The organism is Azospirillum sp. B4, from assembly GCF_000333275.1.
Taxonomy (GTDB): domain Bacteria; phylum Pseudomonadota; class Alphaproteobacteria; order Azospirillales; family Azospirillaceae; genus Nitrospirillum.
On sequence record NZ_BACU01000664.1, the window covers coordinates 17,221 to 41,423 of the forward strand.

General features: G+C 67.4%; 21 protein-coding genes. 6 read left to right on the forward strand and 15 right to left on the reverse strand.

The genetic code is table 11. From position 1 onward, the window contains the following. The first annotated feature begins 3 nt into the window (after positions 1–3). A complete protein-coding gene (locus I55_RS30070) occupies positions 4–705 on the forward strand; it encodes a hypothetical protein (protein ID WP_044564402.1) in 702 nt (233 codons plus the stop codon). Here the strand turns inward: I55_RS30070 and I55_RS30075 are convergent. Continuing rightward, positions 702–3,101, reverse strand: coding sequence for a S9 family peptidase (locus I55_RS30075; protein WP_252181372.1), 2,400 nt, complete (start codon positions 3,099–3,101; stop codon positions 702–704). The two genes, I55_RS30070 and I55_RS30075, sit on opposite strands and share 4 nt — an antisense overlap. 54 nt (positions 3,102–3,155) lie before the next feature. Next, a complete protein-coding gene (locus I55_RS30080) occupies positions 3,156–4,169 on the reverse strand; it encodes a hypothetical protein (protein ID WP_044564404.1) in 1,014 nt (337 codons plus the stop codon). A 517-nt stretch (positions 4,170–4,686) separates the two neighbouring features. On the opposite strand from I55_RS30080, the gene I55_RS33675 reads away from it, so the two are divergent. Continuing rightward, positions 4,687–5,736, forward strand: coding sequence for a helix-turn-helix domain-containing protein (locus I55_RS33675; protein ID WP_159107303.1), 1,050 nt, complete (start codon positions 4,687–4,689; stop codon positions 5,734–5,736). Positions 5,737–5,858: 122 nt separating this feature from the next. Here I55_RS33675 and I55_RS35150 read toward each other — a convergent pair whose 3' ends face one another. From I55_RS35150 to dusB, 13 genes are all read right to left on the reverse strand, one after another. Next, positions 5,859–6,152: an inositol monophosphatase family protein gene (locus tag I55_RS35150; RefSeq protein WP_044564405.1), complete on the reverse strand. Its 294-nt coding sequence runs from the start codon at positions 6,150–6,152 to the stop codon at positions 5,859–5,861. Beyond that, the gene (locus I55_RS35155; protein WP_199902774.1) at positions 6,137–6,709 is read right to left on the reverse strand and encodes an inositol monophosphatase family protein; all 573 of its coding nucleotides are present in this window, start codon (positions 6,707–6,709) and stop codon (positions 6,137–6,139) included. The genes I55_RS35150 and I55_RS35155 overlap by 16 nt, the downstream gene beginning before the upstream one ends. A 154-nt stretch (positions 6,710–6,863) precedes the next feature. Continuing rightward, positions 6,864–8,513, reverse strand: a complete 1,650-nt coding sequence (gene groL / locus I55_RS30100; protein ID WP_044564406.1) for a chaperonin GroEL — start codon at positions 8,511–8,513, stop codon at positions 6,864–6,866. 111 nt (positions 8,514–8,624) lie between these two features. Further along, complete coding sequence (locus tag I55_RS30105; RefSeq protein WP_044564407.1) at positions 8,625–8,912, reverse strand: co-chaperone GroES; 288 nt, start codon at positions 8,910–8,912, stop codon at positions 8,625–8,627. A gap of 122 nt (positions 8,913–9,034) precedes the next feature. Further along, positions 9,035–10,354 carry a GTPase HflX gene (gene hflX, locus I55_RS30110; protein WP_252181373.1) on the reverse strand — a complete coding sequence of 440 codons (1,320 nt, stop codon included), beginning with the start codon at positions 10,352–10,354 and terminating at the stop codon, positions 9,035–9,037. 172 nt (positions 10,355–10,526) lie between these two features. Then, a complete protein-coding gene (gene hfq, locus I55_RS30115; RefSeq protein ID WP_040843434.1) occupies positions 10,527–10,775 on the reverse strand; it encodes an RNA chaperone Hfq in 249 nt (82 codons plus the stop codon). A gap of 145 nt (positions 10,776–10,920) precedes the next feature. Further along, on the reverse strand, positions 10,921–11,616 hold the full coding sequence (locus I55_RS30120; RefSeq protein ID WP_064742554.1) for an HAD family hydrolase: 696 nt from the start codon (positions 11,614–11,616) through the stop codon (positions 10,921–10,923). Continuing rightward, positions 11,613–12,482, reverse strand: a complete 870-nt coding sequence (locus tag I55_RS30125) for a D-amino-acid transaminase (protein ID WP_044564422.1) — start codon at positions 12,480–12,482, stop codon at positions 11,613–11,615. Before I55_RS30125 ends, I55_RS30120 begins: the two co-directional genes overlap by 4 nt. Before the next feature lie 66 nt (positions 12,483–12,548). Beyond that, positions 12,549–13,952, reverse strand: a complete 1,404-nt coding sequence (locus I55_RS30130; protein ID WP_044564408.1) for a sigma-54 dependent transcriptional regulator — start codon at positions 13,950–13,952, stop codon at positions 12,549–12,551. A 2-nt stretch (positions 13,953–13,954) separates the two neighbouring features. Continuing rightward, complete coding sequence (locus I55_RS30135) at positions 13,955–16,303, reverse strand: PAS domain-containing sensor histidine kinase (RefSeq protein ID WP_064742555.1); 2,349 nt, start codon at positions 16,301–16,303, stop codon at positions 13,955–13,957. A 283-nt stretch (positions 16,304–16,586) separates the two neighbouring features. Further along, a complete protein-coding gene (ntrC, locus tag I55_RS30140; RefSeq protein ID WP_044564410.1) occupies positions 16,587–18,041 on the reverse strand; it encodes a nitrogen regulation protein NR(I) in 1,455 nt (484 codons plus the stop codon). Between the two features lie 3 nt (positions 18,042–18,044). Then, positions 18,045–19,169 (reverse strand): nitrogen regulation protein NR(II), encoded by a 1,125-nt coding sequence (locus I55_RS30145; protein WP_044564411.1) that lies wholly within the window; start codon positions 19,167–19,169, stop codon positions 18,045–18,047. Then, positions 19,169–20,254 (reverse strand): tRNA dihydrouridine synthase DusB, encoded by a 1,086-nt coding sequence (gene dusB / locus I55_RS30150; protein ID WP_083901546.1) that lies wholly within the window; start codon positions 20,252–20,254, stop codon positions 19,169–19,171. Before dusB ends, I55_RS30145 begins: the two co-directional genes overlap by 1 nt. 300 nt (positions 20,255–20,554) lie before the next feature. Here dusB and I55_RS30155 point away from each other — a divergent pair, with 300 nt between their 5' ends. From I55_RS30155 to I55_RS30170, 4 genes are all read left to right on the forward strand, one after another. Beyond that, a complete protein-coding gene (locus I55_RS30155) occupies positions 20,555–21,730 on the forward strand; it encodes a bifunctional 2-C-methyl-D-erythritol 4-phosphate cytidylyltransferase/2-C-methyl-D-erythritol 2,4-cyclodiphosphate synthase (RefSeq protein ID WP_044564412.1) in 1,176 nt (391 codons plus the stop codon). Positions 21,731–21,734: 4 nt separating this feature from the next. Next, positions 21,735–22,232, forward strand: coding sequence for a CinA family protein (locus I55_RS30160; protein ID WP_044564413.1), 498 nt, complete (start codon positions 21,735–21,737; stop codon positions 22,230–22,232). A 131-nt stretch (positions 22,233–22,363) separates the two neighbouring features. Further along, positions 22,364–23,524, forward strand: a complete 1,161-nt coding sequence (locus I55_RS37920; RefSeq protein WP_049974646.1) for an HD domain-containing protein — start codon at positions 22,364–22,366, stop codon at positions 23,522–23,524. Then, the coding region (locus tag I55_RS30170; protein WP_044564414.1) for a nucleotidyltransferase family protein at positions 23,521–24,203 on the forward strand (683 nt) is incomplete at its 3' end. The genes I55_RS37920 and I55_RS30170, both read left to right, overlap by 4 nt.

A 24,203-nucleotide genomic window follows, 5' to 3' on the forward strand; every position in this document is an offset into this window, starting at 1 on the left:
CCCATGCCCCACGATCTGGACGCCCTGGAAAGCCGCACCCTGTTCTGCCTGTGGACGGGGCATGAGGAGATGTCGGACGACCGCCTGCGGGCCTTATGGACCGTCTTCCGCACCACCGGCTGCGCCGTCGCTTTCGTCAACCGCGACACGCTGGGGGAATGGGTGCGCCCGGAACATCCGCTGCACCCGGCCTGGCCCCACCTCAGCGCCACGCACAAGGCGGACTATCTGCGCTGCTATCTGATGCACCACTACGGCGGCGGCTACACCGACATCAAGACCACGACGGCCAGGTGGACGCCCTTCTTCCAGCAGCTGGCGCGGTCGGACAAGCTGGCCCTGGGCTACCAGGAACTGCCCAACGGCGTCGCCCCCATCGCGGGAGAGTTTGGGGACCTGCTGCGCCGCTCCCACGCTGACCTCATCGGCCTGTGCGCCTTCATCTTCCGCCGGGGCACGCCGCTGACCACCGCCTGGCTGGAACGGACGGAGGCCCTGCTGGACGCCAAGCTGCCGGAACTGCGGCGCCACCCCGCCATCCACCCCCTGGACCGCCAAGGCATCCTGCTGCCCGACGGCACGCCCTCCCCCTATCCGCTGAAGTGGACGGAGCTGCTGGGCGACATCTTCCATCCCCTGGTCTATGAGTTCAGGGAGCGGATCCTACAGGCCCCCATTCAGCCCAGCTTCGCCCGCTACCGCTAACCCGCCGGTACCGCCGTGGCATGGGCGTTCCAGTCCGGCGCATCCGCATCCCCCAAGTGCTTCAGGAAAAAGCCGTACTGCTTGCGCAGGGCGTAGCGGATGGGGCCGGTGGAGCGGCCGGCGGAGTGCCCCTCGCCCGGCACCACCAGCAGGTCGAAGGTCTTGTCCGCCTTGATCAGGGCGTTCACCACCTGCATCGTGGACGACGGGTCGACGTTGTCGTCCAGTTCGCCCACCACCAGGGCCACCTGGCCCCGCAGCCGCCAGGCGTTGTCAACGTTGGAGGACTGGGCATAGCTCTCGTCCACCGGCCAGCCCATCCACTGTTCGTTCCAGCTGATCTTATCCATGCGGTTGTCATGGCAGCCGGCGTAGCAGAAAGCGGCCTTGTAGAAATCCGGATGGAACAGCAGCGCCGCCAGGGAGCTTTGCCCGCCGGCGGAGCCGCCATAGATTCCCACGCGGCTGATGTCCAACTGCGGGTACTGGACCGCCGCCGCTTGCCACCACCGGATACGGTCGGGGAAGCCTGAGTCCTTCAGGTTCTTCCAGCAGACGTCGTGGAAGGCCTTGGACCGGTTCATGGTGCCCATGCCGTCGATCTGGGCCACGACGAATCCCATTTCCGCCAGGGCCTGCATGCCGATGACCTTGTCGCCGCCGGCATGGAAGCCGAAGGGCCAAAATTTCTTGGGCACGAAGCTGTCGTGCGGGCCGGCGTAGATGTTCTCCACCACCGGATAGCGGCGCGCGGGGTCGAAGCCCAAGGGGCGGACGATGATGCCCCAGATGTCCGTCTTGCCGTCGCGTCCCTTGGCCTTGAATACCTCTGGCGGGCGAAAGCCGGCGGCCACGAGGCGGCTGATGTCGCCCCGCTCCACCTCCGCCACCAACGACCGGTCATGGGTGCGGCGCAGTTCCATCACCGGTGCCGCGTCGATGCGGGAATAGAGGTCGACGTAGTATGCCAAATCATCGGAGAAGCTGACGTCGTGATAAGCGTCCGCGCTGGTCAGGGCCATCAGGTTGCGGCCATCGAAATCGACCCGATAATAATGCTGGAAGTACGGATCCTCCCCGGGGCGCATGCCGCCGGCGGCGAAGTAGATCTGGCGCTTGGCGTCGTCCACCTTGGCCACGTGCCGCACCACCCACTCCCCCTTGGTGATCTGGGTCTTCACCTTCCCCGTCCGCCCGTCGAGGAGGTAGAGATGGGCCCAGCCATCCCGTTCCGACAGCCAGACGACCTCGACCCCGCCCTTGTTCACGTCGTGGCGGAAGCGGCGCTCGTTATTCACAAAGGTGGCCGCAGTCTCGGTGACGACGGCGCGCGGGGTGCCGGTGGCGGCATCGATCTCGATCACCCGCACCATCTGGTGGCCCCGGCGGGTGTATTCGAACAGCACCGTGGCGCTGTCGGCCCGCCATTCGAAATCCGTCATCAGGTAGGGATTGGGGAACAGGGCGGCGTCGATGTCCAGCTTCCGACCCGGCACCCCGGCGGCCGGCACGTGGAACAGCACAGGTTGCTCCTGGTCCACAGCGTCACCCGGCTTGGGATAGAGCTGGGTGTGCAGCTTGGGCTCGATCTGGTCCTTGGGCGAGGATTCCACCTTGTGGACCTCGCGGCGATAGCCCGGACGCACCCGATAGAGCGCCAGCTTCCGAGAATCCGGCGACCAGGATATCGTCTCCCCGTCATAGAAATCGCCCTCGCTGCCGTCGGTGCTCAGCAAGGTGACAGCGCCGGTGACGACTTCGCGCAGTGCCAGGTTCTGGTTCTGGATCAAGGCCTCCCACCGACCATCGGGAGACTTCTTGGGGCCGTTGTCGCCCGGCTTCATCAGGTCGCGCACCACGCCGAAGCCCCGGGGGCGGCGCCCCCCCTCCTCCTCTTCCCGCTTGCAGGCATAATCCGACAACCGGCAGGACCACTCGGCCTCGTCCCATTCGAAGCGCAGGGTCTGGCCGTCGTCGCTGATATGCACCCGGTCGAACGGCAGGGTCAGGCCAGTGACGTGCGGTCCCCCCACCTTGCCCCATTCCGCCGCCAAGCGGTCATGGTCGAAGGCCGGCTTCTTCTCCAGCGTGGTGGCGTCGACGCTGACGAACTGGAAGCCGCCAGGCACCGTCTTGCGGTATTGGAAACACCCGCTCTTGCCCATCCAGGTGGCCGGCCAGGCGACGTTCTCCGTCAGGCTCATCCAACGCTCGCGCAAGGACAGCGCCCGCTCATAGTCCGCCTCGGTCGGCACCGGTCCGGCGGCGGGCGCGAAACCCGCCGGCAGGGGCGCGGCGGTCGGCTCCGCCGGCACGTCCTGGGCGGCGCGGGCGCTGACGGCATGGGCCGCGGCGGCGGCGGCGGGCAGGGCGGCGATGAACGAACGGCGATGCATGGATGGCTTCCCCGGTGGCGAAGCCGTCATTTAAGAATTTATACAATATCCCATTCAAGAAGATTCTTGCGCGCGTCCCTGGTCCAACCGCCACCGTAGCGCCCGGATGAACGCCTGGGGCTCGTCGACCGCGAGGGCCACCGTGGTGATGGTCCGCGCGGGTCGCAGGAAACGGCGCCGCTCCAAAGGGGTCGCCAGGGTCAGGGCCACGTTGGGGGCCAGCAACGGGCTATGGTTCTCCGGCCCGCGCTTCGTCAGGCCAGCCCCGTCCCGGACATCGACGATGGCATCATAGGCGATCAGCCGGTCCGCCAGGATGCCAAAGCGGATGCGCACCCCCTGCGGCGTCAACAGCACGGGCCGCAGGCGCAGGGATTTGGTCAGGCCCAGCAGATAGACGACGCTGATATCACCCACGGCGAACAGGATCAGGGCCGCCGTGCGGTGATGGATGCCCAGCGCCACGTCGATCACCACCATCTCCATCACCTGGGCCGCCAGCAGGCCGCTCATCAGCGGCGTCAGGTCGCGGTGGTAGCTGAAGGCCTGGCAGCCGGCCGGCACATCCGGCGGAACGCGCCACTGAAACAGCGCCAAGTGCAGCAAGGCCTGTTCCCGGGCGATAAGGCGGGCGAAGGGTGGCGGCAGCAGGCAGGCCATCGCCGCCTCCAACCGCTGCCCCCGGGGCTGTCGCCGGGCGCCCCAGGCGCCGGCCAAGCCCCAAAGGACATGCCCACCGACCAGCGCGGCGATGAGGGCCACAGCCCAGGGCATGGACGACAAGGCGGCGCGCAACGGCGGCGTCAGGCCGATGACGGCGCTGAGCAGACCGAGGACGATGGTGGCCAACACCACCCGTCCCGCCGGGCGCTCACCGTTCAGACGGTGGCGCAGCGCCAGGCCGGTGGCCAGGCTGTCGGCCGTGATCCACAGAAACAAGAGCGCCGCCAGCCGGGGATGGTCCGTCCCCCAAGGCGTGCGAATGACCAAGGCGGCCAAGCCAATCACCAGGATGGGCGCGAAGCGGGTAAGGAAGGATGCCGGGATGTGCGCGGGACGCGGTGTCATGGTTCCTGACCATCCGCTTTGAGGAAGCCGCGTCCAGGCTATCACGGCTGCCGCCGTTCGGCGGGCGTCATTCTCGGGCGCGAAGCGTGCTGGGCTGGGGGCGCCACGCGTGCCACATGGCGAAGGGAACCAACCTTCGCCATCGCCGTTAACGCGACACGGCGACGCCCCCATTTCGCTGCCGCTTCAGCCCTTTTGGCTTCCCCGGCAGGCCGTTCCCAAGTCACCACCCCGTCCCGCTTTTCAAATACCGGACGCAGACTTGGTCAATTCTATTTCCAACGGGTATTTCTTTAAATATAAATGACGATAAGATCCTCAACCAGAATATGTATGGTCAAGTCATCAAACATTATCCAAAATGAAGGCGACTTCGATATCGTCGCCGTCTCACTTGTCTATCTCCCGCGTCTCAGCCCACCGCGAGGCTGGCCACGAGGCACGGTGCTTCGCCTATAATCGTTTCCATCGCGATCCCGGGCCGGTCCGGGGCCGATCGCGAAACAGGCCCCCAGCGATGACACAGACAGCCATCCCATCGATAGCGATCGTGCCCGGCACCCAGCCACCGGAAGAACTGTTCTGGCGCTGGCGGCAGTGCATCTCCCCCTATTTCGAGTCCGTGCCCCTGGCCGACCCCCGCAACCCGCCCCAGGCGCCGGATATCAGGCTGTTCAATGTCGGCCCCTTCCTTTACTTCGACACCAAGTTCTCCCGGCAGAAGTTCGTGCGCAACGCGGCATGGCACCGGCAAAACGACGATGTCGACCATCTGGCCCTGCAATATTTCCTCAGTGGCAGCAACCAGGTGGAAAACGGCGCCAAGGAATATGCCATCCAAGCCGGCGGCACATACGCCGTCAATTTTGGCTATGAGATCGACGCCGCCTGTTCGGACGCGGAGATCCTGACGGTGGTCCTGCCCCGTTCCGCGCTGATGGAGCACCTGCCCCAACTGGCCACGGCCCGGGGGGAATTGTTCGCGCCCGGCTCCATGGCCGGCCGGCTCTTCGGCGACTTCATGTTGTCGTTGCGGCGCAATCTGCCCATCGCCACCCCGGCGGACACCGACCTGCTGTACAATACCCTGCTGGGCATGCTGTCCGTTCTGCACGCCAACGGCGACCCGGCCGCGCGCGACTCCCGGCGCGGCGCCCTGCAGTCGCTGCGCCGTCATATCGATGAGAACCTTGGTGACGCCGCCCTGGACGTGGCCGCATTGTGCGCCCGCTTCCGCATGTCGCGCGCCACCGTCTACCGCCTGTTCGAGGATTTGGGGGGTGTGCGCACCTACATCCTCCGCCGGCGCCTGACCGCTTCCTTCAGGGCCTTGACGGAGCCGGCGGGCATGACGCGGGGGGTGTTCGACATCGCCATGGATTATGGCTTCACCAGCGCCAGCCACTTCGCCGCCCGCTTCCGCGAGGCTTTCGGCATGTCGCCCAGCGAGGTGCGTGAAGCCGCCCGCGCCCTGCACGCCAAGGGAGAACCGGCGTTGCGCCCAACCAGCGGCGACCTTTCCGACACCGAACTGATGGTCCGCTGGACACGGGAGTTGCGGCGGTAAACAGAGACCTCAGGCGCCGGGCGCAGGTATGCGCCGGCCCTTATGCGTGTCTTGGGGCTTGGTCGCCACAGGACGGCCGCGCAGTCCTGAACCTGCGGCGGATGCGATCGTATCCCACAGCATCAATCCGCGTCGAACAGGTCCGAATGCAGAGCGCGCCAGCTCTCCGCGTCCGGGGCCATCATCAGGCCGCCGTCACGGTCCGTGGGAGCATACGGGGTATCGTCCAGCTTGGCGGCATAACCGCCGGCCTCGACATGCAGGAAGGACCCGGCGGCGTGGTCCCAGGGCTTGATCAGCTTGTTCAGGCTGAAATGCGCCTGGCCGGTCAGCAGGTCCAGGTAGTCGTGGGCGGAGCAGCGCTGGGTGTAGGCTTCCGCCACCCGCTCTCGCCGCTGGGTCAGTTGGCGGCGCATGTCGCCATCGAAAAAGCGATGTTGGCGATGCCGCGCATCTGGGACACCGCCAACGGCCGCAGGCGACGCAGCGCGTGCCGGCGTCGGCGGCATCGGCGCCAATCAGCCAAGCACCTCCCCCAGCCGGCGNCGCACGTGCGCCCGGCAACGGGGTCGTGGATCCAGCCCGCCACGGTGCGGCCATGGGCCGACAGCGCCACGATGACGCCGAAGCGCGGCTTGCCCGCCACGAAGTTGGCGGTGCCGTCGATGGGATCGACGATCCATACCGGATCGGTGCCCAGCAAACGGTCCATCACACTGGCGTCGGCGGCCACCGCCTCCTCGCCCACCACGGTGCTGCCGGGCAACAGGGCGGTCAGGCGGGCGGTCAGCGCCCGTTCCGACGCCTCATCCGCCACGGTCACCAGATCACCCGGCCCCTTCTCGCGAATGTCGTCACTGGCGAGATGCCGGAAACGCGGCAGGATTTCCGTTTCGGCCACCGAACGGATCAGGGCGTCGACAGCGGCCAGGTCGATGGCCGGGATGTCGCGGACAGGCAGGGGCGCGGTCATGGGGCACAGCTATGGTTGGCGGCGGCGGTCGTGCCCCTAGGAATAGAATCGTTAGGGCAAACCATAAAGCCCCAAAAGAAAAGGGACCGCCGATGGGCGATCCCTTCTCCTGCGCCTAAGGCTTGGAAAGCCGGGGGCTTCGGATAGTCCAGGCTTAGAAGCCCATACCACCCATGCCGCCCATGCCACCCATCCCGCCGCCTTCCGGCAGGGCCGGCTTGGGCTCGGGCTTCTCGGCCACCATGGCTTCAGTGGTGATCAGCAGGCCGGAAACGGAGGCGGCATGCTGCAGGGCGGTGCGCACCACCTTCGTCGGGTCGATGACGCCGAAGGCGAACATGTCACCGAACTCACCGGTCTGGGCGTTGTAGCCGAAGGCCGCGTCGTTGTTGTCCAGCAGCTTGCCCACGACGATGGAACCGTCGGTGCCGGCGTTGAAGGCGATCTGGCGGACCGGCGACTGCAGGGCCTTGCGGATGATGTCCACGCCCACGCGCTGGTCGTCGTTGGCCGGCTTCACATCCACCAGCGACCGGGTGGCGCGCAGCAGAGCGGTGCCGCCGCCAGCCACCACGCCCTCTTCCACCGCGGCGCGGGTGGCGTGCATGGCGTCGTCAACGCGGTCCTTGCGCTCCTTCACCTCGACCTCGGTGGCGCCGCCGACGCGGATCACGGCAACGCCGCCCGCCAGCTTCGCCAGACGCTCCTGCAGCTTCTCACGGTCGTAGTCCGAGGTGGTCTCCTCGATCTGCGCCTTGATCTGGCCGATGCGGGCCTCGATGTCGGCCTTCTCGCCCACGCCATCGACGATCGTGGTCGCGTCCTTCGTGATCACCACCTTCTTGGCGGTGCCCAGCATGTCCAGCGACACGTTCTCAAGCTTGATGCCCAGGTCTTCGGAGATGACCTGGCCGCCGGTCAGGATGGCCATGTCCTCCAGCATCGCCTTGCGGCGGTCGCCGAAGCCCGGGGCCTTCACCGCGGCGATCTTCAGGCCGCCGCGCAGCTTGTTCACCACCAGCGTGGCCAGCGCCTCGCCTTCCACGTCTTCCGACACGATCAGCAGCGGACGGGTGCTCTGCACCACCGCTTCCAGCACCGGCAGCAGGGGCTGCAGGCTGCCCAGCTTCTTCTCGTGCAGCAGGATGTAGGGGCTTTCCAGCTCCACCGTCATCTTGTCGGCATTGGTCACGAAGTACGGCGACAGGTAGCCGCGGTCGAACTGCATGCCCTCGACGACTTCCAGCTCGGTGTCGAAGCTCTTCGCCTCTTCCACCGTGATGACGCCCTCGTTACCCACCTTGTCCATGGCCTTGGCGATCATCTCGCCGATCTCGGCCTCGCCGTTGGCGGAGATGGTGCCGACCTGGGCGATTTCACCCGAGGTCGAAACCTTGCGCGACTGGCCCTTCAGATCGGTCACGATGGCGGCGACGGCCAGGTCGATGCCGCGCTTCACGTCCATCGGGTTCATGCCAGCGGCCACTGCCTTCACGCCCTCGCGCACGATGGCCTGGGCCAGCACGGTGGCGGTGGTGGTGCCGTCACCGGCGACGTCGTTGGTCTTCGAGGCCACTTCGCGCACCATCTGGGCGCCCATGTTCTCGAACTTGTCGGCCAGCTCGATCTCCTTGGCGACGCTGACGCCGTCCTTGGTGATGCGCGGGGCACCGTAGCTCTTGTCCAGGACCACGTTGCGGCCCTTGGGGCCCAGGGTCACCTTCACGGCGTCGGCCAGGATGTCCACGCCGCGCAGCATGCGGTCGCGGGCATCCGTGTTGAACTTCACGTCCTTGGCAGCCATTTTTAATATCCTTTTTCGTTTCCCTCAGGCGCCGGCGCGGCCATCCGGCCGCTTGGCTATCCTCGGTCGTGGGCTACGGCATGAGGTGAGAAACCTCATGCCGCTGTTGTTTTATTCCAGGACGCCGAGCAGGTCGGACTCGCGCATGATCAGCACGTCCTTGCCATCGATCTTGGCCTCGGTGCCGGACCATTTGCCGTACAGCACCTTGTCACCTGCCTTCACGGCCAGGGCGACGATCTCGCCCTTCTCGTTGCGGGCGCCGCTGCCCACGGCCAGGACCTCGCCCTGCTGGGGCTTTTCCTTGACGGTGTCGGGGATGATGATGCCGCCGGCGGTCTTCTGATCCTGCTCGATGGGCCGGATCACCACACGGTCGTGCAGGGGCCTGAAACTCATGGGTTTACCTCCAGATTGGGCGCCGGCCCCTTAAGCGGGCCGGCGTCAGGTGGCCGGCACCTTAGCCCAACCGCCGGAGCGGCCGGAAGCATGGATGCGCGGCATCGGTACGAATGTGGGGGTCAGGAGACCTGGGCCTGCCTTTCAGGGGCAATCCGTTCGGCCAGGGCCGGAGTCTCCGTCACGGAACTGCCGGGGAAACGGTCCCGGAAACGGGCCACGTCCGCCGGTTCCAGCGCCACCGTCAGGTGGGCATGGTCGTCGTCGTCGTCCCGCTCCGTCACCTCGCCCTTGGCATAGAGCCAGGCAACGGCGGCGCCGTCGCTGACCGGCACGCTGACGCGCACCACGTCGCGACCCGCCACCATGCGGCGGTCCAGGACGTTGAACAGGCTTTCCAGCCCGTCGCCGGTCAGCGCCGATACGGCGACCAGCCCATCCGGCCGGCGGCTCTGGCGCACCAGGGCATCGCGGTCGAGCGGCGGCAGCTTGTCGATCTTGTTCAGGACCTCCACCACCCGGGGATCGGTCTCGACCTCGATCCCCAACTCGCCCAGCACCGCCTCCACATCCGCGCGCTGCGCCTCGCTGTCCGGATGGGCGGCGTCGCGCACGTGCAGGATGATGTCGGCCGCCAGCACCTCCTCCAGCGTGGCGCGGAACGCCTCCACCAGATGGTGCGGCAGGTCGGAGATGAAGCCCACCGTGTCCGATAGGATGATCTTGCGCCCCGACGGCAGGACGATGGACCGCATGGTCGGGTCCAGCGTGGCGAACAGCAGGTCCTTGGCGAACACGTCCGCCCGCGCCATGCGGTTGAACAGCGTGGACTTGCCGGCGTTGGTATAGCCCACCAGCGCCACCACCGGATACGGTACCCGTTCACGCGCCTTGCGGTGCAGGCCACGGGTGCGCCGCACCTCCTCCAGCTCCGCCTTCAGCTTGATGATGCGGTCGCCGATGAGCCGCCGGTCCATTTCCAGCTGGCTTTCACCAGGGCCGCCCAGGAAGCCGAAGCCGCCGCGCTGACGTTCCAGGTGGGTCCATGACCGCACCAGGCGGGAGCGCTGATAGGTCAACGCCGCCAGTTCCACCTGAAGCTGGCCTTCGCGGGTGCGTGCCCGCGCCCCGAAGATCTCGAGGATCAGGCCGGTGCGGTCGATGACCTTGGCCTTCAGGTCGCGTTCCAGATTGCGCTGCTGCACCGGCGTCAACGCATGGTCGACGACGACCAGGCCGATGCCCTGTTCGGCGATGCGCCGGGCCGCCTCTTCCAGCCAGCCACCGCCCATCAGGGTGGCGGGCTTGGGCCGGGTGACGCGCACGCACTCGGCCGCCACCACCTCAAGCTCGATGGCGGCGGTGAGGCCCACGGCCTCTTCCAGGCGCGACTCCGGACTGCGCCGGTCGTCGTGGTCTTCACGCAGGACGGGATGGATCACCAGGGCGCGCCGGGCGGATGGTTCCGCCGGCGCCGCCTCAGGCAACCCCTCGGGGGTGAGGGGGGGAAGGAGGGCGGGCTCATCCGCCGGACGGTCCGTCACGGCGCCCCCATCCTTCCCGTCAACCGGCCCGGCCATCCCGGAGCGGGATGGGGCCGACTGTTTACGAACATCAATCGTGGTCGCCTTCCTTGGCCGATTCGAACAACTGGATGGGATGCGCGGGCATCACGGTCGAAATCGCATGCTTGTAGACCAGCTGCGAGTGGGCATCGCGGCGCAGCAGCACCGAGAAATTGTCGAACCAGGTGATGATGCCTTGCAGCTTCACGCCGTTGACGAGGAAGACCGTCACAGGGGTCTTGTTCTTACGCACATGGTTCAGAAACACGTCCTGAACGTTTTGCGATTTTTCGGACATTGCATGCCTCGCTCTTTATTGGGGCCCTCTAGGGAGCGCCCGGGATTGCCTTTTCGGCGGTTATGGAGCCGTGCCTAAAAATGCCGGCGACCCCGGGCACATCCCGGGGCGTCCGCCATCCTAGCACAGGAAGTGATATGGGGTGCTAGAGCCCATCCACCAAGGTGCAAAGTTCGTCGCACCCGACGAAGCGCCGATGAGGTGGGAAAGCGGCCAATGCTCCCGCGCCATGGGGAGTGGTTCCCACCATCAACGGCAGGCAACCGGTGCGGTGGGCGCACTCCATGTCGATGTCGGCGTCCCCCACGAACCAAACGTCGGGACCGGGGCCGATCCCGGCCGGCTCCAACGCCAGGTGCACAGGCGCCGGGTCCGGCTTGTCGGCGACAGCATCCCCCGCCCCGACCAGGGCGCCGCACCAGCGGTCCCAGCCCAGGGCCTGGGCCTCGGCCCGCAGGAAACGGCCAGTCTTGTTACTGACCACGCCGACGTAGACGCCGCGCGCCGCCAGCGCTTCCAGCAAGGGCCCCGCCCCCGCCAGCGGGTCCAGGAACTCCAGGTGGTGGGCCTCGAAATGGGCGTAGAAGATGTCGCGCGCCCGCTCCCATCCGTCGCCGAACAGCGCCGGGAAGGCGTCCCGCAGGCTCTGGCGTACGCGGGTGTAGCTCTCCTCCAGCGTCCAGGTGGGCATGCCGAAGGCGGCCAGCGCGGCGTTGGTGGCGGCATGGACGCAGCGCCAATTGGTGACCAGCGTGTTGTCCCAGTCGAACAGCACCGCCCTGGGGAACGTAAGCGGCGGCGGGGCCACGGCCGGCGCGATGTCGGATGCGGCGACGGTCACGGCTTTGTCACCGGGTCGGCCACGCCAACGTGAACCATGTAGGCTTGGCGCAGCCGCCGGCCCAGGGGGCCTGGCACGCCGTCGCCCACCGGCTTGCCATCGATGCGGGTGACGGGCAGGCAAAAGGTACTGGCGCTGGAGATCAGGGCCTCCCGCGCGGCACAGGCCTCCTCCACCGTGAAGGCGCGCTCCTCGAAGGGTATGCCCAGGGCTTCGGCCTCGGCCAACAGCGACAGACGGGTGATGCCGTTCAGGATGCGATGACTGGCGGCACGGGTAACCAGCACGCCCCCTTGGGTGACGATCCAGGCGTTGCTGGAACAGCCTTCCGTCACCGTGCCGTCGGGGTCCACCTGCCAGGCCTCGAAGGCCCCGGCCTCGGCCGCCTGTTGCTTGCCCAGCACCTGGGGCAGCAAGGCAACGGACTTGATGTCCCGCCGGGTCCAGCGGATGTCGGGGATGGTGATGACGGCAACGCCCTTTTCCAGGTGCTGTGGCGCACTGAACTTGGTGGCGCGGCAGGTGATCACCAGGGTGGGCGCCGGGTCGGCCGGGAAGCGGAAGTCGCGCGGCGCCTGCCCCCGGGTGATCTGGACATAGACCAGCCCGTTGCGCACCCGGTTGCGGCGCGCCACCTCCCGCATGACGAAGCGTAGGCTCATGGGATGCATGGGCCAGGGCAGTTGCAGCTCGTTCAAGGACCGGGCCAGGCGGGCCAGGTGGCCGTCTTCATCGGCGAAGACGCCGTCGATGACGGACACCACCTCATAGACACCGTCCGCGAACTGGAAGCCCCGGTCCTCGATATGGACATGGGCGTCGCCGTGGGCCAGGTAACGACCGTTGACATAAGCAGTCCGCGGCATGGAATGCATCCTCACCTTGAATCTTAATAACTGGCAAATATCGACATCAAATCAGATGATTGCCGTTCACTCCTCACCTTTTCCATCACCACGCTCATTGCCATGCACGCCCAACGACTTCAGCTTGCGGTGCAGGGCGGAGCGCTCCATGCCCACAAAGGACGCGGTGCGGGAGATGTTGCCGCCGAAGCGGGTGACCTGGGCCAGGAGGTATTCCCGCTCGAACACCTCGCGAGCGTCGCGCAGCGGCAGGGACATGATCTCACCCCCCTTTTCCCAACGCAGGACGGTGGGGGTGATGGAACCGATCTCCGGCGGCAGCATGTCGGCACGAATGGGCTCGTCCGGATCGCCGGGCACCATGATCAGCAGCCAGTCCATGACATTGCGCAGCTGGCGCACGTTGCCCGGCCACTCATAGGCCTGCAACGCGGCCATGGCGTCTTCCCCCAGGATGCGCTGGGGCAGGCCCGAGGCGATGGCGGAGCGTTGCAGGAAATAGCGGGCCAGCAGGGGGATATCCTCCCGCCGCTCCCGCAGGGACGGCACCTTCAGCGGCACCACCGCCAACCGGTAGTACAGGTCCTGGCGGAACTGCCCAGCCTCGATCTCCGCCGCGAGGTCGTGGTTGGTGCTGGCGATGACGCGGACGTCCACCTCCACCCGGGTGCTGCCGCCCACACGCTCGAAGGTCTGTTCCTGCAGCACGCGCACGATCTTGCCCTGGGTCTCCAGAGGCATGTCCGCCACCTCGTCCAGGAACAGGGTACCGCCGTGCGCCTGCTCAAAGGTGCCGACCTTGCGGCCGGCCCCGTCGATGGGATGCTCCGTCCCGAACAGTTCCACCTCCAGCCGGTCGGGCCGCATGGTGGCGCAGTTCAGCGCCACGAACGGGCCGTCGGCGCGGCGGGAATGTTCATGGATGATGCGGGCCACGATCTCCTTGCCGCTGCCGGGCGGGCCGCTGACCAGGACGCGGCTGCCCGTGGGTGACACCTTGTCCAGCGAGGCGCGCAGCTGGTTGATCATCAGCGACCGGCCAATCAACTCCGTCTCCCCGCCAGCGCGCAGGCGCAACTCGCGGTTCTCGCGGCGCAGGCGGGCGGCCTCGATGGCGCGCTCCACCAGCAGCAGCAGGCGATCGGACTTGAACGGCTTCTCGATGAAGTCGTAGGCGCCCTTCTTCAGGGCGGCCACCGCCGTTTCGATGGTGCCGTGGCCGCTGATCATCACCACCGGCACGTCGGGATGGTCCCGCTTCATCTCATCCAGGATCTGCAGGCCGTCCAGGCGGCTGCCCTGCAACCAGATGTCCAGGATGATCAGGCTGGGCCGGCGGGCGGCGACGGCGGCCAGCGCCTGGTCGGCATCCGCCGCCTCGCGGGTCTTCATGCCTTCGTCTTCCAGGATGCCGGCGATCAGCATCCGGATATCAGCCTCGTCATCGACGATCAGAATGTCATGCGCCATGGTTACACGCCTTTGGATGCGCTAGTCGCGGCCACCAGGACCGGGCTGCCGGCCATCCCCTCCGCATCCTGCGGAGGGGGGGCTTGGATCAGGGGAAGGATCAGGGTGACGCGGGCGCCGCCGCCGGGGTTGTCGTCCAACCCCAGGCTGCCGCCGTGGTCCTCCAGGATCTTCTTAACGATGGCCAGGCCCAGGCCGGTGCCTTTGGCCCGGGTGGTCACATAGGGTTCGGTCAGGCGGTCACGCCCCTCATGGGGCAGGCCCTTGCCGTTGTCGGCGATGGTCAGGACGATGTGATCCTCCGTCCCCTCAAGCTTCACGGTGATGTGGCCGGGTGGCGACTCGATGCCGGCGGCCGCGTCCTCTTCCATCCTGCCCTCGATGGCCTCCATCGCGTTCTTCAGCAGGTTGGTCAGGGCCTGGGAGATCTGGCGGCCGTCGCACTCCACCTCGATGCGCTCGGGCGGCAGCAGGCTGTCGAACTTGATGCCGGTCTGGGCGGTGGCTTGCAGGAACACGGCCTGGCGGCACAGTTCCTGGATGTTCTGCGGCTTCATCACCGGCGTCGGCATACGGGCGAAGGCCGAGAACTCGTCCACCATGCGGCCGATATCGTCGACATGGCGGACGATGGTGTCGGTCATGGCCTTGAAGGTTTCCGGATCGCTCTGGATTTCCTTCAGGTATTTGCGCCGCAGCCGTTCCGCCGACAGCTGGATGGGGGTCAGCGGGTTCTTGATCTCATGCGCGATGCGCCGGGCCACGTCGGCCCAGGCGGCCTTGCGCTGCGCCGACAGCAGTTCCGACACGTCGTCGAAGGTGATGACGAAGCCCCGGATACCGGCGCCGCTGGTGTCCGCCGCCACCCGCACCAGCAGGGTGCGCTGGGTGTTGCCCCGGCGGATCTGCACCTGCGCCTCCACCAGGCGCGAGGGGCGCCGGCGGATGGCGGACATCAGCTCTTCCAGCTCCGGCACCACCGCCAGGATGTCGCGCCCCACCATCTCATGCAGGTCCGGGATATCCAGCAACTGGGCGGCCGATTGGTTGGGCAGGTTGATGAAGCCCTGCTCGTCCAGGCCGATGACGCCGGCGGACACGCCGGCCAGCACCGCCTCGGTGAAGCGGCGGCGAAGGTCCAGCTGGCGGTTGGCTTCCACCAGATCGCTGCGTTGGGACGACAGCTGGCTGGTCATGCGATTGAAGGCGCGGCTGAGGGAGGTCAGCTCATCCTCCGGCCCCGGCAGGATCTCCGGCACCCGCGCCGTCAGGTCGCCGGTGCGGATGCGCTCCGCCGCGATGATCAGGGCGCTGATGGGCGTGATCAGGGCGTTGGCGAAATTCAGGCCGGCCCAGATGGCCACCAGCAGCAGCAGCAGCGAGACGACGATGAAGATCAGCATCATCTTCGTCTGAAGGCCGAAGCGCTGCCCCTCCAGCTCGGTATATTCGTGCACGGCGGTCTGGGCGGCGGTCATGTGCTCCATGACCTTGGCCTCCACCGGCCGCCCCAGCAGCAGGAAGATGTCGAAGTCCGGATCCAGGCGGATCAGCGCGGTGATGCGCTTGTCGGCCTCGTTGAACTCCACGTCCACCTCGCCCTTGCGCGCCTTTTCCATGCGCTCCTTGGGAAAGGCATCGGCCTGGAAGACCGAGCCCAGGGTGTAACTGCCGTACTGATGCGCCTGCCCGTCGAAGATCACCGCCTCGGTGAAGGAGCGCTGGAAGGACTCGTTGCGCAGGAAGGAATAGAGGTAGAGCGGGTCCAGGGTGATCAGCGGGCCCAGGCGGAATAGGTCGTTGGCCACCCAGCGGGCGTCGCTGCTGATGGCGACCTGGTGTTCATCCAGATAGGCCCGCGCCACCACCAGGCTCTCGTTCACCGCCGTGCGCACCCGGTCGCTGAACCAGGACTGGACGCCCAGGTAGAAGAAAAAGGCGGAAAAGGCGGCCATGACGATGGCGGGCAGGACGGCCAGCAGGCTGAACACCGCCACCAGCCGCACATGCAGGCGCGACCCGGCCAGGCCCCGGCGCCGCTCGATCCATAGACCGACGATGCGGCGGGCCATCAGCGCCAGCAGCATCAGCAGCAGGGCGCCATCCAGGGTCAGCAGCAGGCTGACGGTGTTGGCGTTGTTGCCGAAGGGCGGCTGCTGCGTCAGCGCCGCGTATGTGGCGAAGCCGGACAGCACGGCGGCGATGGCCAGCGCGACCGCCAGCTTATTGCCCAGGCCCAGGCGCGAGGCCCACACGGACAGGCGCCGCCACCAGCTGTCGCCCTTGGGACCCTGAGGAGGCGCCTGCGGGGCGGGCGGCGGCGTCATCACCGCCGGAGGAGCCGCCGTCATGGCATTACCCCGGGACGCCGGAACGCCGCGACGAAATCTGAGACCGCGATAAAGGCGAAACGAAGCACGGTTCCTGCCAAGCCGGTGGTTTGCACGGCGCAACGCCATCCCCTTTTGACGGGGATGGTGCGGGCACGCCCCCACTGGACGACGCCATCCGGCCACGAGGCCAAGGAGGCACCGCCCGGAGGGGATTTCTGTTGCCCGGGCGCCCACCTCTGTTACCAGAATGCCACGCGCGTTTCCAGACGTCCGTCTTACGTCTAACGGTGGAGAGTTCCCGCTACTTCAGGCCGCGCACCACCTGGATGTCCAGGTCGCGGATCTTCTTGCGGAGGGTGTTGCGGTTCAGGCCCAGCATGTGCGCGGCCTTGATCTGGTTGCCCCGGGTCGCGATCAGCGACAGGGACAAGAGAGGCCGTTCCACCTCGCGCAGCACGCGGTCATAAAGGCCGGCGGCCGGTACGCCGTCCTTGTGCGCGGCGAAATAATCCTTCAGGTGCCGCTCGACGGCCGCACCCAGGCCCTCGTTCTGCGGCTCCTCCGCCGGGGCGGCTGCGGGGGCGAAATCGGCCAGCTCCTGCTCGATGACATCGATGCTGATGACTTCCTGGGTGTACAGCGCGGCCAAGCGCCGCACCATGTTCTCCAGCTCACGCACGTTGCCGGGCCAGCGGTGGCGGCGCAGGCGATCCAGGGCGGCGTTGTCCATGCTCTTCAGCGGCAGCCCCTGCTGGTGCACCAGGCCGAAGAAGTGGCGGGCCAGGGCCGGAATGTCCTCCGTCCGCTCCCGCAGGGGTGGCAGGCGGATGGGCACCACGTTCAGGCGGTAGAACAGATCCTCGCGGAACTGGCCCTGACGGATCAGGGTGCGCAGGTCGCGATGGGTGGCGGCAACGATACGCACGTCGGTCTTGATGGGCGTACGGCCGCCGACAGTGGTGTACTCCCCCTCCTGCAGCACGCGCAGCAGACGGGTCTGGGCGTCGAGCGGCATGTCGCCGATCTCGTCCAGGAACAGGGTGCCGCCCTGCGCCTGCTCGAACCGGCCGGTGGAGCGCACGGTGGCGCCGGTGAAGGCGCCCTTCTCATGGCCAAACAGCTCGGACTCGATCAGCTCACGCGGGATGGCGGCCATGTTGACCGCCAGGAAGGGACCGTTGCGCCGCTTGCCGTAGTCGTGCAGCGCGCGGGCCACCAGCTCCTTGCCGGTCCCCGACTCGCCGGTGATCATCACCGTCAGGTCCGTGCCCATCAGGCGGGCCAGGACGCGATAAATCTCCTGCATCGCCGCCGAGCGGCCGATGAGGGGCAGCGCCTCCTCCTCCGCCTGCGCGGCGGCGGCGCTGGCGGAGGCCGGCGTGGCCGGCTGGGGAGTGGACAGCGCGCGCTCCACCATGCCCATCAGGTCCTTCAGGTCGAAGGGCTTGGGCAGATAGTCGAAGGCCCCGCGCTCCGCCGCCTTCACGGCGGTCAGCAGGGTGTTCTGCGCGCTCATGACGATGACGCGCAGCTCGGGTCGCAGCTTCTTGATGCGCGGCAGCAGGTCCAGGCCGTTCTCATCCGGCATCACCACGTCGGTGATGACCAAGTCCCCTTCCCCATCCTGGACCCAGCGCCACAAGGTCGCGGCATTGCCGGTAACCCGCACGTCATGCCCCAGGCGCAGCAGGGCCTGGTTAAGGACGGTACGGATGGCCCTGTCGTCGTCGGCGACAAGGATGGTGGATGGACCCATGGATTAAACGCCCCCCTCTGACGCCGACCGGCCCGGAGCGACCGGCAGCGAAACCTTGAAGATCGTGCGACGCGGCACGCTGTCGAAATCGATGACCCCGCCATGGTCGCCGATGATCTTCGCCACCAGCGCCAGCCCCAGGCCCGTCCCGTTCATCTTCGTGGTGACGAAGGGGTCGAACAGGTTGGCCCGCAGGTCTTCCGGAATGCCGTCACCATTGTCCTGCACGCTGATCAGCAGCGGCAGATGAACCCGGCTGTCCGATCCCGGCACGGCCAAACGGACGCCGTGCTGATAGGCGGTGGACAGAACGATTTCCCCGCCTTTCTCCGGGCAGGCCTCGGCCGCGTTCTTCACCAGGTTCAGGAAGACCTGGATCAGCTGGTCGCGGTTGCCCAGCACCGGCGGCAGCGACGGGTCGTAGCGCTCGACGAAGCGGATGGCGCGGCCGAAGCCGCTTTGCGCCACGCGGCGCACATGCTCCAGCACGCCATGGATGTTCACCGCCGTCTTCTCCAGCGGCCGGCCGTCGGTGAAGACCTCCATGCGGTCGACCAGGGCCACGATGCGGTCGGCCTCATCACAAATGAGGCGGGTCAGCATGCGGTCGCCTTCCGAGGCGTTCTCCTCCAGCAACTGGGCGGCGCCACGGATGCCGGACAGGGGGTTCTTCACCTCATGCGCCAGCATGGCCGCCATGGCGACGACGGAGCGGGCGGCGCCCCGATGGGTCAGCTGGTTATCGATCTTGCGCGCGATGGAGCGCTCATGCAGCGACAGCACCACCAGGTCCGGCGGGTCGGACAGGGGGGCGGCCTTGGCCGTCAGGAAATGCAGGCCGATGCGCGGCGTTTCCAGCATGATGCTGTAGTCCGACACGCTGCCGCCCGTCACCCGCGCCTGATCGATCAGGGAGAAGACCGGGCTGTCGCCCGGGATCAGGGTGTCCAGCAGGCTGCCCACCAGCAGACTGGCGCTGGCGTCGAAGAATTCCTCCGCCTGCAGGTTGGCGAAATGCACGCGACGCTGCCGGTCGATGACCAGGATGGGTTCCGGCAAGGCGGACAGGATGGCGGTGGGATCGACCACGCCGTTAGCCGGGGCCAGCAGGGCCGCAGTCCGCCCCATCAGGCCGCCACCTTTCCGCTGGTGCTGTCGTCATTCTCCGCGTCGCAGCCCGGTTCGGCCACGCCTCGGCCGGACAGGTCACGGCCCACGATGCCCCGGTCCAGCAGATCCTGGTACCAGCCGCGCACGAAGTCCTGCACCTGCTCCGCCCTCTCGATGGTGTTCACCCTGGCGCGGTATTCGGCGGAACCGGGCAGCCCCTTGGAATACCAGGCGATGTGCTTGCGCCCGATCTTCAGCCCGGCCTCGGCGCCGTAATGCTCCAGGATGGCGTCGTAATGCTCCAGCACCAGGTCGCGCTGTTCCGCCAAGGTTGGCTCCGCCGGGGCGGTGCCGGTGCGCAGCATCTGCATGACCTGGTTGATGAACCAGGGGCGGCCATAGGTGCCGCGTCCGATCATGACGCCATCGGCCCCGCTCTCTTCCAGGCAGCGGGTGACATCGGGGAAATCGACGATGTCGCCGTTGGCGATGATGGGCAGCGAAACCGCATCCTTCACCTGGCGGATGAAGGCCCAGTCGGCCACGCCGTTGTACATCTGGTTGCGGGTGCGGCCGTGCACCGTGATCATGCGGATGCCGCATTCCTCCGCGATCTTGGCCAGGCGCGGCGCGTTCAGGTTCCTCTCGTCCCAGCCCTTTCGCATCTTCAGGGTCACGGGCACGGACACGGCCTTGACCACCGCCTCCAGGATGCGGCCGGCCAGCGGCTCATCCTTCATCAGGGCGGAGCCGGCATAGCCGTTCACCACCTTCTTCACCGGACAGCCGAAGTTGATATCGATGATGGCCGCACCCCGGTCGACGCACAGCCTGGCGGCCTCCGCCATCGCGTCGGGCTCACACCCCGCCAGCTGGACGGAGAGGATGCCTTCGGCGGCGTCGGGATCGATCTTCTTCTCGGACTCGCGGGTGGCGCGAATCATCGCCTGGCTGGCGATCATCTCGGAAACGACCAGACCGGCGCCGGCGCGCTTCACCAGGCGGCGGAAGGGCGTGTCGGTCACCCCCGACATGGGGGCCAGGATCACCGGATCCTCGATGGTGATGGGACCGACCTGGATCGGCGCTAACTTACTGCCCATTTCCTAGGCGCTTTCCGTGAGTGCTTCAAATTTAGGCGTTCAAGCTATCATGAGCCCCCGCCAAAGGGAAGCGACGCCGCCGAAGATGGCAGATGCGACAATGGTATGGCCCCAGGCGCGGCATAGGGTACGGCATGGGTGCCGGGCGGGTATGGCGGGGTGGCATGGCAGACCGTGACCACCGGTGAACAATCAAGCCTAGCGGCGAAGTCTTAAGGGGAGATATCTCTGGTCGGGAAATAGGGATAATTGTCCCCATCCCAAGCCTGTCCCCCGCATTCCTGGTATCCCGGAACGACCATGCCGTCCTGCCTTGCCCTGATTGTCGCCGCCGGCAGCGGCTCCCGCTTCGGCGGGGATCTGCCCAAGCAGTACCTGACCCTGGCCGGCCGCGCCGTCCTGGCCCGCACCGTGGCCGCCTTCCAGACCCATCCGGAGGTGACGGCCGTGCGGGTGGTGATCAACCCCGCCCACCGCGACCTGTATGAAGAGGCGGTGGCCGGCCTGGACCTGCCGCCGCCGGTGGCGGGCGGTGCCGCCCGCCAGGACAGTGTGCGCAACGGGCTGGAGGCGGCCGCGGCCGATGGCGGCTATGACCTGGTGCTGATCCACGACGCCGCCCGCCCGCTGGTGGACGCCGCCAGCATCTCCGCCGTCATCAAAGCGTTGGCGGAGGTGCCGGCCGCCCTGGCGGCGGCCAGCGTCAGCGACACGCTGAAGCGCGCGGACGCCACCGGTGCGGTCGCCGCCACGGTGGACCGCACGGCGCTGTGGCGGGCGCTGACCCCCCAGGGCTTCCGCTTCAAGGACATCCTGAAGGCCCACCGCGACCTGGCGGGCCAGGAACTGACCGACGACGCCGCCGTGGCGGAGAAGGCGGGCCTGCCGGTGCGCCTGGTGCCCACCAACCCCGACAACCTGAAAGTGACCCATGCCGAGGATTTGGCGCGGGCGGAGAAGATCATCATGAACGACCTGGGCGACGTCCGCGTGGGCCATGGCTATGACGTCCACAAGTTCACGGAGGGTGACCACATCATCCTCTGCGGCCTGAAGGTGCCTCACACCCACAAGCTGGAAGGCCATTCCGACGCCGACGTGGGCCTGCACGCCCTGACCGACGCCATCCTGGGCGCCATCGGCGCCGGCGACATCGGCAGCCATTTCCCGCCCACCGATGAACGCTGGCGCGGGGCTGACAGCGGCAAGTTCCTGCAGCATGCCGCCACCCTGGTGAAGGCCAAGGGTGGCGCCATCGCCCATTGCGACATCACCGTCATCTGCGAGCGCCCGAAGGTGGGTCCCCACCGCGAGGCCATGGTGGCCCGCGTGGCCGACCTGCTGGGGATCGCGCCGGACCGCGTTTCCGTGAAGGCCACCACCACTGAGGGCCTGGGCTTCACCGGCCGGCGGGAGGGCATCGCCGCCATGGCGACCTGCACGGTTCGCCTCCCTTGGCCGCCTGCGCTGGGCTAACCCCATGTTCCCGGCGGAGATCACCAAAGCTGCCGAACGGCTGCTGGCCGCCTGCCAGGGGGATGGCCTGTGGCTGGCCACGGCCGAGTCCTGCACCGGCGGCCTGATCGCCGGCAGCCTGACGGCCATCGCCGGTTCATCCTCCGTGGTCGACCGGGGCGTGGTCACCTACAGCAACCAAGCCAAGGTGGACCTGCTGGGCGTGCCCGACGGCCTGATCGCCCTGCACGGCGCCGTCAGCCGCGAGGTGGCGCACGCCATGGCGGAGGGGTTGCTGGCCCGCTCCCGCGCCGACATCGCCCTGTCGGTCACCGGCATCGCTGGCCCGGGGGGGGGCAGCCTGGAAAAGCCGGTGGGCCTGGTCTACCTGGGCTGCGCCCGCCGCGACCGTCCCGTGGTGGTGGAGCGCCACGTCTTCCCCGGCGACCGCGAGGCCGTGCGCCTGGCCGCCGTGGCCCGCGCCCTGGCCATGGGCCTGGCCGCCACGGCGCATGAGGAGTGACGGGGCGGCCCACCGCGCTTCCTTCCTATCCTTTCTTGGTACTATACTTGGCTAGTCTTAGGTCTGGACTTGGGGCGCCTTTGAGTTCCGACACAACGATAAAGACTTGATCTGGTCGTGGGGGTTGATCGATGCGGGACGGCGGTGACGTGGACAGCCTGGCGGTCGCCCGGCACATCGTCACGTCGCTGGGGCTGCAGGATCACCGCTTCCACCTGGTTCGCCACGCCGCCGCCATCAACTGGCGCCAGCGGAACCCCGACGCCGCCGCCAAGCTGGACGATATCGCCACCGGCATCCGCTTCGACAGCCATGACCTGCTGCCCCTCAGCGGCGAGGCGCTGGGCCGCCTGCGTCCGGCCGACTGGGTGACGCCGACAACCCCACTGCTGTCCCTGACCTCCCGCGTCATCGATCCGGCGGGGAACACGCTCCACCTGCCCTTGATGAACCTGCATCTTGATGAGCCGGTTTCGCTGGGTGCCTTGCGGCGGGGGCTGGAGCAACTGGTCGACGGCCCCTTCTTCCTGATGCGGACAGACCGCTACTACCATGTCTATGGCAGCCGGCTGTTGAGCGAGGACGAGTGGCGGACCTGGAACCTGAATTTCCTGATGGTCGACGCGATCGTCAGCCCGCGTTACATCGGCCATTCGCTGCAGCGGGGCTTCAACCTGCTGCGCCTCAACGCCACAACCGCGGTCAAGACCACCGTGCCCCACCTGATGACCGAGCGGGAAGAGACCGGCGATGGATCAGCCATGGACAGGGTGCGGACCTACGCCGTGGCCCGCCACGCCCGCCAGCTGACCCGGGGTGGGGAGCCCTACTGCCTGCACCTGTTTGAGGTGGAGGCGGCCGCCGACGCCATCGCGGCGGACCTGGACCTGCCCGAGGCCACCCGCGACCAGATACGCCAGGCGGCGATCCTGCACGATGTCATCGAGGATACCGGCGCGGAGTATGAGGACGTGGCCGGCGTCGCCGGCCCGGCGGTGGCCGACCTGGTGGCGATGCTGTCCAACGACAAGCGGCGGCCCAAGGGGGTGCGCGACGCTGCCTTCCTGGCGCAGATCGCCGCCGCCCCCCTGCCCGCCCAGGTGATCAAGCTGGCGGACCTGCTGGCCAACCTGTCCGCCATCGACCGGCAGCGGCAGGCGGGCGGCGCCCTCAATCACGCCTATCTCGCCAAGGCGGAACGCTTCCTGGCGGTGTTGGACCCGCGCCTGCGGGCCACCGCCGCCTTTCCCGCCTGCCACCGGACGCTGGCCTCGCTGCATGGTGAACCGTGATCACCGACCCCGACCTGCTCTACAATCGCCACCGCCTCAGCGCCTTCCAGATCCGGCGGCATTTCGGCTGGAGCGGCCCCCTCCAGGCGAACGCCCAGGCGATGGCGGAGGACCATTTCCAGACCCTGGACGCCTTCTTCCAGTTAGCGGATGCCCTGGCCGCCCACCAAATCCCGTTCATTCCCCTCAAGGGACCGGTATTGAGCGACCTGATCTATGGCGATGCCACCGCCCGGCGCTTCTACGACCTGGATTTCCTGGTCGACCCGCGGGACATCGGGCGGGCGGTGGCCGTGGCCGCCGCGCACGGCTATATCCCGCAGGAAACGGTGCCGGCCGACGCCCAGGGGTGGGAGCGGCTGTTCGCGGGCGACCACCACTTCCTGTGCCGCCACGCCGACAGCGGCACGGATGTGGAACTGCACTGGCGGCTGTTCGCCCACTACGACTTTCCCGGCAAGACCTTCGCGGACCTCTACCGCGACGACACCATCCCGTATTGCAAGGCCGGCCCCTTTTCCCAGACCAAACGGTCATACCGCACGCTGAACCATGAGATGGAGTTCGTGTTCATCCTGGCCCACGGCTCCAAGCACGTCTGGTTCCGCCTGAAATGGCTGGTCGACGTCAACGACTACCTGCGCACCGTGCCGCTGGACTTGGACACCGTGCGGCGGTT